This is a genomic window from Xenorhabdus sp. SGI 60, from assembly GCF_056632175.1.
Genome location: NZ_CP196860.1, coordinates 1292778 through 1304194 on the forward strand (window position 1 = coordinate 1292778; position 11417 = coordinate 1304194).

At 44.2% G+C, this 11417-nt stretch carries 10 protein-coding genes, 1 tRNA gene and 1 pseudogene; 10 read left to right on the top strand and 2 right to left on the bottom strand.

Annotated elements, in window-relative coordinates:
* Window positions 1-428: 428 nt before the first annotated feature.
* The 8 genes from ACSJJG_RS06380 to ACSJJG_RS06415 all read left to right on the top strand — a co-directional run bounded on the left by ACSJJG_RS06380 (window position 429) and on the right by ACSJJG_RS06415 (window position 7006).
* The gene (locus ACSJJG_RS06380) at window positions 429-1712 is read left to right on the top strand and encodes a D-tagatose-bisphosphate aldolase, class II, non-catalytic subunit (RefSeq protein ID WP_189758824.1); all 1284 of its coding nucleotides are present in this window, start codon (window positions 429-431) and stop codon (window positions 1710-1712) included.
* Window positions 1709-2866, top strand: coding sequence for an SIS domain-containing protein (locus tag ACSJJG_RS06385; protein ID WP_189758825.1), 1158 nt, complete (start codon window positions 1709-1711; stop codon window positions 2864-2866). The genes ACSJJG_RS06380 and ACSJJG_RS06385 overlap by 4 nt, the downstream gene beginning before the upstream one ends.
* Window positions 2867-2891: 25 nt before the next feature.
* Window positions 2892-3374, top strand: coding sequence for a PTS N-acetylgalactosamine transporter subunit IIB (agaV, locus tag ACSJJG_RS06390; protein WP_189758826.1), 483 nt, complete (start codon window positions 2892-2894; stop codon window positions 3372-3374).
* Window positions 3375-3384: 10 nt separating this feature from the next.
* Window positions 3385-4173, top strand: coding sequence for a PTS N-acetylgalactosamine transporter subunit IIC (agaW, locus tag ACSJJG_RS06395; RefSeq protein ID WP_189758827.1), 789 nt, complete (start codon window positions 3385-3387; stop codon window positions 4171-4173).
* Complete coding sequence (locus ACSJJG_RS06400; protein WP_189758828.1) at window positions 4163-5005, top strand: PTS system mannose/fructose/sorbose family transporter subunit IID; 843 nt, start codon at window positions 4163-4165, stop codon at window positions 5003-5005. Before agaW ends, ACSJJG_RS06400 begins: the two co-directional genes overlap by 11 nt.
* Window positions 5006-5014: 9 nt before the next feature.
* Complete coding sequence (gene agaF, locus ACSJJG_RS06405) at window positions 5015-5449, top strand: PTS galactosamine/N-acetylgalactosamine transporter subunit IIA (RefSeq protein WP_189758829.1); 435 nt, start codon at window positions 5015-5017, stop codon at window positions 5447-5449.
* Between the two features lie 9 nt (window positions 5450-5458).
* Window positions 5459-6313 carry a tagatose bisphosphate family class II aldolase gene (locus ACSJJG_RS06410; RefSeq protein WP_189758830.1) on the top strand — a complete coding sequence of 285 codons (855 nt, stop codon included), beginning with the start codon at window positions 5459-5461 and terminating at the stop codon, window positions 6311-6313.
* A gap of 534 nt (window positions 6314-6847) precedes the next feature.
* Window positions 6848-7006, top strand: coding sequence for a group II intron maturase-specific domain-containing protein (locus tag ACSJJG_RS06415; RefSeq protein WP_223281619.1), 159 nt, complete (start codon window positions 6848-6850; stop codon window positions 7004-7006).
* Between the two features lie 1259 nt (window positions 7007-8265).
* On the opposite strand, the gene ACSJJG_RS06420 is transcribed toward ACSJJG_RS06415, so the two are convergent.
* Window positions 8266-8340 (bottom strand) — tRNA-Arg (locus ACSJJG_RS06420).
* 184 nt (window positions 8341-8524) lie between these two features.
* Here ACSJJG_RS06420 and mlaA point away from each other — a divergent pair.
* Complete coding sequence (gene mlaA, locus ACSJJG_RS06425; protein ID WP_481088821.1) at window positions 8525-9277, top strand: phospholipid-binding lipoprotein MlaA; 753 nt, start codon at window positions 8525-8527, stop codon at window positions 9275-9277.
* Window positions 9278-9338: 61 nt separating this feature from the next.
* On the opposite strand, the pseudogene fadL reads toward mlaA, so the two are convergent.
* Window positions 9339-10695 (bottom strand): annotated as a pseudogene (gene fadL / locus ACSJJG_RS06430) (long-chain fatty acid transporter FadL).
* Between the two features lie 360 nt (window positions 10696-11055).
* Here fadL and ACSJJG_RS06435 point away from each other — a divergent pair.
* Window positions 11056-11352, top strand: coding sequence for a YfcZ/YiiS family protein (locus tag ACSJJG_RS06435; RefSeq protein ID WP_481088822.1), 297 nt, complete (start codon window positions 11056-11058; stop codon window positions 11350-11352).
* Window positions 11353-11417 lie beyond the last annotated feature (65 nt).

Below are 11417 nucleotides of genomic sequence, written 5' to 3' on the forward strand. Positions count from 1 at the left end.
TCAAGATTAAAGGCTATTTGATCTACAAAATCAATGCAGTGATTGATTTTAAATTTATTCGCGATGCCGTTGCTGTAAAAAATATTAAAGTTTGCGGGTTGTTTAATTCCTTTAATTACAGTTCTTGACTGCTTTTAAGTAGAAGAACGAATAAGCTGAATGACAGATCATGCTGTCGATTTGAATGAAAATGAAATATTTTCGAAGTGGTTTTTCTCTAAAAATGAACTTTAATAAGGATCACATTTTCGATTGTTCCACTCTGCTGTAATTGTTTCTTGATATGGGCAGTTTGATCTTGACGCTGGGATTACCATTAGGCACTGATTGTTTTTGGTGCCGACGTCATTGTGGTTGATGAATAAGAAATATCTATTTTAATTAAAAACGTAAGGTTTTTAAACATATCTGAATAGTCTGGAGATACTATGCAGCCATTATTGCAGTTGATCCACCGCCATAAATCAGGCGAGAACGTTGGGGTTTACTCTGTTTGCTCGGCACATCCCTGGGTGCTGGAAAGTGCTATTCGTTTTGCCAAAGAGAGAGACTCTTCGGTACTTATTGAGGCAACTTCTAATCAGGTTAATCAGTTCGGTGGATATACCGGAATGCAACCGACAGATTTCCGCGCAATGGTCTGGAACATTGCTGACAAAATAGGGCTTCCTCGCGAAAAAGTCTGGCTTGGTGGTGATCATCTGGGGCCTAATGCATGGCAAAACCGTAGCGCACAAGAGGCGATGCAGCTCTCTGAAACACTGATTTACGATTATGTTGCGGCAGGTTTCAGGAAAATTCATCTCGATTGTTCAATGTCCTGTGCCGATGATCCGGTGCCGCTCTGTGATGAAATCGTAGCATCTCGTGCAGCGAGGCTGTGTCAGGTTGCTGAGCGCAGTTGGAAAGCGCACGGCGGTGAACGCCCTGTTTATGTGATTGGCACTGAAGTTCCTGTTCCGGGAGGTGCTAAAGCGTCAATGGCAGGGATGCAGATCACTTCGCCTCTGGCTGCAGAAACGACGCTGAAAATTCATCAACACGCATGGCAGGAACATGGTTTAGCGGATGTCTGGCCGCGGGTTATTGGCCTTGTGGTTCAGCCAGGCGTCGAATTTGATCATCATAATGTTGAACATTACAAGTCAGCGAAAGCACAAACACTCAGCCAGTTTATCGAGACAGTCCCCCATTTGGTTTATGAGGCGCATTCTACGGATTACCAAACTCCGCGTGCTTACCGTGAATTGGTGCGTGACCATTTTGCCATCCTAAAAGTGGGGCCTGCACTGACGTTTGCCCTGCGCGAGGGGTTGTTTGCTCTCGATAAGCTAGATCGTGAATGGAATGGTGAGCTGAATGCGGCTCACCTGCACAGTACGCTGGAGCAAATCATGCATGAGCAGCCTCAGCACTGGCATCCTTATTACCAAGGCAATGCACATCAGCAATATATCGACCGCCAATACAGTTTTAGTGACCGCATTCGTTATTACTGGGCAGATCCAAAGGCAGAAGCGGCAGTCAATAAGCTGTTGGATAACCTGCGTAATAACCCAATACCTCTGTCGATGTTAAGTCAATACCTGCCTGAGCAGGCTGAAGCAGTAAAAGCAGGGCGGCTGGAACAGGATCCGAAAGTGTGGGTGATGGATAAAGTGAGAACCGTTTTACTTCAGTACGCACTCGCGTGTGAAGGAGCTGTCGCATGAAGACGATACTGTCATATTCACAGTCATGGCTAGAAGAACACGATGCGCTGTTTACCGCAGAGGAAATAGCCCATCAACCCCGTTTATGGCGTGAACTCTATCGTGAATTGGAGTCCAGTGCGGCACAGTGGCAGCCTTTTTTGTCTTCATTGTTAGCTAAGCCTGATCTACAGATTATCCTCTGTGGTGCCGGTTCTTCCGCTTTTGTCGGTAAAGCGATGGCTCCGTGGTTACGTGAACATTGCGGGTTGGATGTTTGCGCCTATGCATCGACAGATATTCTGCCGACACCGTGGCAGTATCTTGAAAAACAGCGTCCGACCTTACTAGTCTCCTATGCACGTTCTGGTAACAGTCCGGAAAGTGTTGGTGTAATTGCGCTGGCAGATCAACTGGCAGGTGATGTTTATCACTTGATACTTACCTGTAATCCTGATGGCGCGCTTGCCCATTATGTCAAGGAGAAGCGGGCTGAGGGTAAGAACAATGTCTGTTCGCTGATTATGCCTAAAGGTTCCCATGATCGTAGTTTTGCAATGACATCCAGCTTCAGCTGCATGACATTGGCGACATTGCTACTGCTTGGCAAACTGGATTTTGCACGGGCAGATAAGTCAGTCGAAAAGATGGCCACTCTCTGTGAAAAGTGTTTTTCAGAATGGTTGCCGCAGATTCAGAAAGTATCACAGTCCGATTTCAACAGAATGGTAGCGTTGGGTTCCGGCTGTTTTACCGGTATCGCGGAAGAAGGTGCCCTGAAGATGCTTGAACTGACCGCCGGGAAAGTAGCAACCCGTTTTGATTCTACACTTGGCGTACGTCATGGTCCTAAATTTATGATCGATGAAACTACCTTAGTTGTCGTGATGCTGTCGGCTGAAGCGTATTGCCGCCGCTATGATATCGATCTGCTCAATGAACTGAAACATGATGAACTAGCAAAACAGATTATTCCGCTTAGTAGCCTGCCATTGTTGGGAGCTGTTGAACTGAATAGTGAGCTCTCTGATGTCTGGTTAATGTTCCCGTATCTTATCTTTTTCCAGTTGTTGGCATTCAATACCTCGCTGTCACATCGCTTATCGCCCGATAATCCTTGCCCAACAGGGGAAGTAAATCGGGTTGTACAAGGTGTCCAGCTATACCCTTATTAACAACAAAATAATAACAGGAGTGAGTATGTCTACCCCAAACATATTGATGACCCGAATCGATAACCGTCTGATTCATGGTCAGGTTGGCGTGACCTGGACAAATTCACTGGGCGCGAATTTGGTTGTGGTGGCAAATGATGAAGCATCAGCCGACCCTGTTGCGCAATCTTTAATGGATATGGTGGTTTCTGACGATGTGCAGACCCGCTATTTCACATTGCAGAAAACAATCGATGTCATCCACAAGGCGGCGGACAGGCAGAAAATTTTTATTGTCTGCAAAACACCTCAGGATGTGCTTACTCTGGTTAAAGGAGGTGTTCCTATTAAATTTGTCAATGTCGGAAATATGCATTTCTCGGAAGGAAAAAAACAGATCCACAAAACAGTTTCTGTTGATGATGCTGATATCAATGCATTCCGTGAGTTGGATAAATTGGGAATCACTTGTGAAATCCGTCGGGTGCCGGATGAAGCAGGTGAATCTGTCTCTAAGCTGATTAGCTGAGGAGGTCAGTATGCTTACTAGCGCACTACTTATCGCTTTACTGGCAGGGATAGCTGGTGTTGATTTGTTCAACGGACTGACTCATATTCACCGTCCCATCGTGATCGGCCCTTTGGTTGGACTGATTTTAGGGGATGTACAGACGGGTTTGCTGGTTGGCGGAACGCTGGAACTGGTCTGGATGGGGATGGTGCCACTGGCCGGAGCACAGCCACCTAATGTGGTTATCGGTGGGGTGATTGGAACAACGTTTGCGATCATGGCACATACCGATCCGAAAGTGGCGATAGGGATAGCTGTGCCATTTTCGATAGCCGTACAGGGTTGCATCACACTGTTGTTTACTATCTATTCACCGATGATGCACAAGTGCGATGAAATGGTGAAAAAACTAAACTGGCGTGGTGTTGAATGGGTTAACTACTTCGGTATGCTCATTCTGTTTTTGTTCTACTTTATTGTGGCTTTCCTGCCTATCTATTTCGGTGCAGATGCGGCGAGTGCCATAGTCAGAAAAGCGCCACAATGGTTGCTTGATGGCCTTGCGGTCGCAGGGGGAATGATGCCTGCGATTGGTTTCTCATTACTGATGAAACTCATGATGAAAAAAACCTATGTGGCCTACTTCATGCTAGGTTTTATTTCCGTAACTTTCCTGAACATGCCGATTATTGCAGTCGCACTCTGCGCATTCGCAATCGCACTGATTGATTTCTTTAATCGTACCCGTAACGACAGCAACGACGATCAGGGTGCTGGTTCTCAGACTACCGCACAGGAGATGAACGATGGCATTTAACATGGAAACCAGTCAGGTTGATCGGGACGACTATATTGATAGTGATCCTGCTCCCGAACTGACAAACCGCGATATTAACGTAATGGCGCTGCGCTCACTATTATTGCAAGCATCGTTTAACTATGAACGTATGCAGGCAGGAGGTTGGTTATATACCCTGATACCAGCACTGCGCAAGATCCATAAAAATCCACAGGATTTATCCAACTCCATGAAAATGCATATGGAGTTTATCAATGTTCATCCCTTTGACGTCACTTTTCTGTCTGGGCTTGTACTGGCGATGGAAAAGAGCAAAGAGAAGGTATCTACTATCCGTGCTGTGAAAGTTGCATTAATGGGACCTTTAGGCGGGATCGGTGATGCTCTATTCTGGTTGACTCTACTACCTATTTGCGCCGGCATTGGGGCATCTTTGGCACTTCAGGGCAGTTTATTCGGACCGATTATTTTTCTGCTAATGTTTAATATTGTGCACTTTGCCCTGCGTTTCGGGCTGGCGCATTACGGCTATCAGGCCGGTACCAAAGCGATTGCCATGCTGAAAACGCACACCAGAAACATCTCTCATGCGGCTTCAATTGTCGGTATGACAGTGATAGGCGCGCTGGTCGCTTCTTATGTTCATCTTTCCACTCCGTTAGTCATGAAGGCTGGTGAGGCGAAGGTTGCTCTACAGACGGATGTACTGGATAAACTGATGCCTAATCTGCTGCCTCTGGCTTTTACTCTACTGGTGTACTGGCTGATGAAGAAGGGAAGCTCACCGGTGAAACTGATTGGTATCACAGTGGTGTTCGGGGTTGTCGGTAAATTAGTTGGTTTTCTATAAGGGGTGCAGATGTTAGGTGTAGTGATAACCGGACATGGTAGTTTTGCCAGTGGCCTGTTGCAGGCAGTAGAGCAGGTCATTGGCCCACAGGCGCAGTGTGTAGCCGTAGATTTTCCAGAAGGAATGTGTACTGAGACACTGAAAAAGGCACTGGCGGCTGCGTGCAGTCAATGTGATCAGGGGGACGGGCTGGTTTTTCTCACCGATTTACTCGGTGGTTCTCCATTCAGACAGTCTGCGCAACTGGCATTAAATCATCCTGCATATCAGGTTATTACCGGTACTAATATGCAGATGGTTGTGGAAATGATGCTTGAACGTGACGGTATGACAGCCTTTGAGTTCCGTGACATGGCACTGGAATGTGGACATCGTGGGCTGACCAGTCTGTGGCATGAGCAACAGCGTGAAAAACCGTCATCACAGGATATTGATGGTATCTGAGGAGGTCACATGTATCTGATTTCTAATCGAGAAATGCTAAAAAAAGCGCAACGGGGTGGATATGCTGTACCCGCTTTTAATGTCCATAACCTTGAAACAGTGCAGGTGGTAGTAGAAACCGCCGCCGCACTGTCATCACCGGTAATATTGGCGGGAACACCTGGCACTTTTACCTACGCAGGGCTGGAATATATGGTGTCTATCTGTCGTGAAGCGGCCTATATCAACCATCTGCCAGTGGCACTGCATCTGGATCACCATGAAGAGTATGATGATATCTGTCATAAAGTGCAGTCTGGTATTCGTTCTGTGATGATTGATGGTTCACATCTGCCTTTTGAGCAGAATATTGAGGCAGTATCCCGGGTGGTTCGATTTTGCCAGAACTACGATGTCAGCGTTGAGGCAGAATTAGGTCGACTTGGCGGGCAGGAGGATGACTTAGTCGTCGATAGCAAAGATAGCTTCTATACTGATCCTATAGCGGCGAAAGAGTATGTTGCTCGGACAGGTATTGATTCACTGGCGGTTGCGATAGGTTCAGCGCATGGCCTGTATCACGGGGAGCCGCACCTTGATTTTGGTCGCCTGGACGCCATCAGGCAGCAGGTTGATATTCCACTGGTACTGCATGGTGCATCGGGTATCCCTGAAGAGATGGTTCGGCGTGCGATTAATTTTGGGATCTGCAAGGTGAATGTGGCGACAGATCTGAAAATCGCTTTTGCTGACGCGGTCAAAGCCTATTTTGCTGAACACCCTGAGGCAAACGATCCGCGCAAATATATCACACCAGGTAAAGAGGCTATGCGCAAGGTGGTCGAAACTAAAATCCACATTTGCGGTAGTGCAGGAATGATGTAACATTTTACAGCAATGCTTTCACAAAGAAGGCGCTCGCTTTTTTAGGGTTGCCTTTTCTATTCTTAATTATTTTTTCTTTACGGACTTTCATTAATTCCTGTTGTTCATCGGAAGTTAATGTCTTGGGTTGGGATTGTTCAACCTGCAAAATTATCTGTAATTTTTTAGCCGATTTACGCTTTATAACGACATGTTAATTAATGTCATTCTATTCCTTTACCAAGGTGTCCTGATTGATTAAAGCACACACATCCCACAGTAAAATTTCCAAAAGATTACAGGCCTCTGAAGGGATATTGGCAGTGTCAGGGGGGTATTTTGGAATTTGATAAATGCATACAAAAAAAAGTCATCAATCAGGTTGTGTAATTACAGAAGTCGATATATTGTGACGAGAGTGATAGCTATGTCACATAGCTGATTGGCTTTTCTTGAATGGTGAGAAACAGTGGCATAGTGTTATCACAGGTTTATTTAATTTCAGACATTTTACCTCGCTTCGGCGAGGTTTTTTGTTGTGTGCCATAGCCTTTGATGTGGTTCAAAGCGCGGATAAGGGAACTAACGGGGCGCAATACGGGAAGAAAAAGCCTCGCTCAGCTAATCCAAGGGCTAAAACGCTATCTGAGGAGCTGGAAAAGCCACTATAGCCAGAGCCAGTGGCCATCGGTGATGCCGATGGATAAGACGTAAGCTACGCAGCATCCTCTGGAAACAGTGGCGAATAAGTTGTAGCCCCCTGAATATGGCACTGCCGTGGAGCTGGGCTTGGTGGAGTCACGCGAAATTAGATTTGGTATTCTATCATGCGTTTTAGAAACAGTGCCTGTATGTCTTGTCGTTGGTTTAAAATGACATGTACGACTACATCAGTTTCTGAATCGACTGTGTAAAGAATTTTGTATCCATTTTTTGTATTACACTCACGATACTCAAATACACCAATCTTACTTAGCTGAAACGAGATTGGGCTTGCTAATGGAAAAATGCTCACATTACTTTCGAATTCCGAAATGAAATCGTTAATTATGGATAAAGGATCAATATCTTTAGTCCGCAAAAAGTTCGCAATATCTTTAACGCATATTTTGCAGTGCCAGTGTATTTTATTGTTACAGTTTTATTCATAATAATTAAATAAAATTTAAAACTCATAAAACCTACAAGTGAACACACTAATGTACAAACAGAAAACATATTCGCCATAGCACATAGTTATGGATTTTATGCTAGTTGGATAGGGAAAGCTTAAGAATAACGGGTAAGGATAAAAAGAAACCATTATCACTATAGGGCGGTCATCTGCCCTTTAACTCTCAGGGTGATCAACTATGGTAGAAATTAACGGTTCCCGCAGATGGCTCAAATCTGAGTCATGATGGAAATTCCCATCATCTTTAAACCCTGCATTGTTATTTTCCCAACACAGGGTGACTTAATGTAACTGAGTAACTCACAACGAATTTCGTCGGCAGTGAGTTAATTGGCTTTTAAATCCCATTTAACAACATTAAGTAAGGCTCGCAGGCAACCTTTTAATAAGTCTCGTAGTCCTCATACTCAGTAAAGTGAGGAGCCTCCGAGATTAAGGATTCCTTGTTGACGAAAGTATAACCTACGAAAATTTCGTAGTTGAATCTTTAAGATTGATGACACCTTAATCTGAAGGAATCCCTATAATCGCGTAAAATATCGCGAGCGTTTTCAGTATCTCAATGAGCACGTTCCAGAAAATATTGAATACTATCCGGTGAGTGTTCACCCAACCATTCAGCTAGTTGCCAGCTTCATAACCCACCCAATATTGTATAGAAGAAATATTGGGAGTTTCTATACAACAAATTGTAGAGATTTAGGAAGACGGTTGTAGACTTCGAGAGATTAGGGTTTTTCTCTATGGCTTGATTTATCTGGGATTAAGAGACTTTAGTAGACGTCGAGAGAGGTTTGTTTGGCGTCCCCTGCAGGAATCGAACCTGCAACTAGCCCTTAGGAGGGGCTCGTTATATCCATTTAACTAAGGGGACAGCGGAACGCAGTATACCTGTTTTTCTTGTCAGAGATAAGGCATAACGAACTGTTTGCCTATATAATCACCACTCTTTTTGATTACCATTAATGAAAGATAGGCAGTATATTTTACATATTGGGTGCAATAGCTGGTATACAGCACGATAATTGATATCTAAAAATAATTATATGGAGAACAATATGAAGTATCGTCTGAGCGGGGTTGCTCTTACAGCCGTCTTACTTGTGGGATGTGCCAGTTCATCAAATACGATGGAGCAGGGACGTTCTGATCCGCTGGAAGGGTTTAACCGCGCTATGTTCAACTTTAATTATGATGTTCTCGACCCATATGTGCTGCGCCCTGTTGCTGTAGCTTGGCGTGATTATGTGCCGATGCCCGCACGAAATGGTATTGGTAATTTTATGAGCAACCTCGAAGAGCCAGCCAGTATGGTGAACAGTTTCTTGCGTGGCGATGTTCATGAAGGTGCAAAACACTTCAACCGTTTCTTTTTGAATACCTTGTTGGGAATGGGAGGGCTTATTGATGTTGCTTCCATGGCGAACCCCAAACTGGCAAAAGAAGATCCGATGCGTTTTGGTAGCACATTGGGATACTATAACGTGGGGTATGGTCCCTATGTTGTTCTGCCCGGTTACGGTAGTTTTACATTGCGTGATGAAGGCGGTAACTTTGCGGATATGACTTATCCCATATTGAGTTATCTCACGGGTTGGATGTCGGTAGGTAAGTGGGTTTTCCAAGGTATAGAAACCCGCTCACGCTTGCTGGACTCTGATGGCCTGTTAAAGAACTCTTCAGATCCTTATTTGATGATGCGCGATGCTTACTTCCAACGCCACGATTTTATGGCCAATGGCGGCATATTGGAGCCAGAAAAAAATCCTAATGCGGCAAGTATTCAAGATGAATTGGATTCTATAGATTAGTTCGTACTCATAATCAAAAAAGGATAGCGGGCGCTATCCTTTTTGGGGTTACGGTATGTAGTTAGAACGTATAGTTAAAGTTTATACCATACAACCATGCGGTTCCTTTGGAATCGAATTCATATGATGTACTGAAACCGTCGCGTCCTCTTGCAGTTTTTCGCTAACATGTACTTTTTTACCGCGCATATAGGAAACACCAACATCTACAGAAGCATCTTTATTGAATGCATAAGTGGTTCCTAAGCTAAACCAAAAACGATCTTGATCCGGAATGGAGATAGAACGATTTTTGGCTGGTACAGGGCTTTCATCAAAAGCGATACCGGTACGGAATGTCCAGTTATCGTCATAGTAGTAAGTTGTACCTAGCGAGATACGGTAAGCATCGCGGAAACCTTCGTGTTTGTGGAATAAGGTATCGCCGGAATCTTTGTTTTTACCACGTAATTCTTTAAATTCGCTCCAGCCTGTATACAGGAAGCTATAGTGAATTGCCCATTGTGGTGCAACGCGGTTATAGCCTGAGAATTCCCACATATCCGGTAAATTCAGATCCAATGTTCCTTTGATGGTATTACCCTCAAGGCCATTTATGCCAGGAAATTTGATAGCCGGGTTAGCAGGAATATTAGGCAGTTCATTGCTGTAATCGCCTTTTTTAAACTTCACTTTAACTTTTGAACGGTAAGTTAAGCTATAACGATTATTTTCATCAAATTGGTACAAAAGGCCTGCATTCCAACCATAACCCCAATCTTTGCCTTCCAAACGGGCACCTTCGGTATGTTGAAGGGATGTTAGTCTTAGATTTTGGGATTAATTTTGTGAATCATTCCTGTTAACGCTGGCCCGACTTCGCCCATATGACGAACAATTTCAGCATCGGCATAAATAGCATTAACACCTAAGCCAAAGCTGAATTGATCATTAAATTTGTAAGCGCTACTCAGATTAAAGTTCACAGTCTTGAGCGATGTTTTTCCACCAATGGGGCCAGCAGAATAATTATTACTGAAGTTGGTAGACAAGCCAAAGTTAGAAGTCGCAGAGGCGCCAATATACCACTGATCATTAATTGGAGCGATAAAATGCAGGTTTGGGATCCATGCATGTGGAGCGATGTTTTTAGCATTTGTGCTCTGACCCGTTACAGGTGACTTCCCGGTAATATCAACATCTGGGTTGACATACACCAAACCACCAGAAAACGACGGGCGATCAAATAAGGTCATGGCCGCAGGGTTACGACTGCCGACGGAAGCGTTGTCTGCAACGGCACCTGCCCCAGAAAATGCACGGCCTAGTCCTGATGATGAATATTCATTCAATTGAAAACCAGCAGCACTAGCGTTGGATGAGAGGATTGCAACCGCCACTGCTAACGCTGAACGTGTAAATAGGTTTTTCTGGTCCATAACCAAACCTCATTGTCTAATTATTATTAACATGCCACTCAAGTAGCTGAGAGCGCGGGATTGTAGAGTCGATTTGTCGCAATGACAACAATGACAAATCAGACCAGTGCACGAAGTATAGGCTTGATAATAGAATATGTTGCAAGAATGTTTTCTAAATACAACTAAAATGATTCTTAAATTGGGACTTACTTAACAAAAAATAGACAACTTCCGTTAATGAAGTGTAAACGAGTTTCTGTTGACGTGGTCAGATCAATAAATAGTGAGATAAATGGCTTCAAACAGCGTAAGTGCTGGTTATCGGCAGTCAGGAAAACGTAGAATTATCAGCAAGTTTTTTAGCCGGAGTCAATTTAAATGTCTGATGCGATTAATCGCTGTAATGCCGAAGAAACGGCAGCTTACTGTTGTGTTGATGTGGGAACCGTTATTGATAATGAAGACTGTACCGCTTCTTATCAGTGTATTTTTACGAGTGAACAAGACGCCGAAATCATGCTTAATATGTTGATCAAAAAGGCAAAATCAGTGGAATCAGATCCCTGTGTTATACGCCATAGTATTGAAGCGGTTGACGGTGGAATGCAATTATCTGTGGACTTTACCTTTAGCTGCCAAGCGGAAGCCCTCATCTTTCAATTAGGCTTGCGTTAATTCACTCTGAACAACGGTTTTCTCATTGTTTTGTCATGCCAATCAGTGAGAAAATCGCTTGTAAT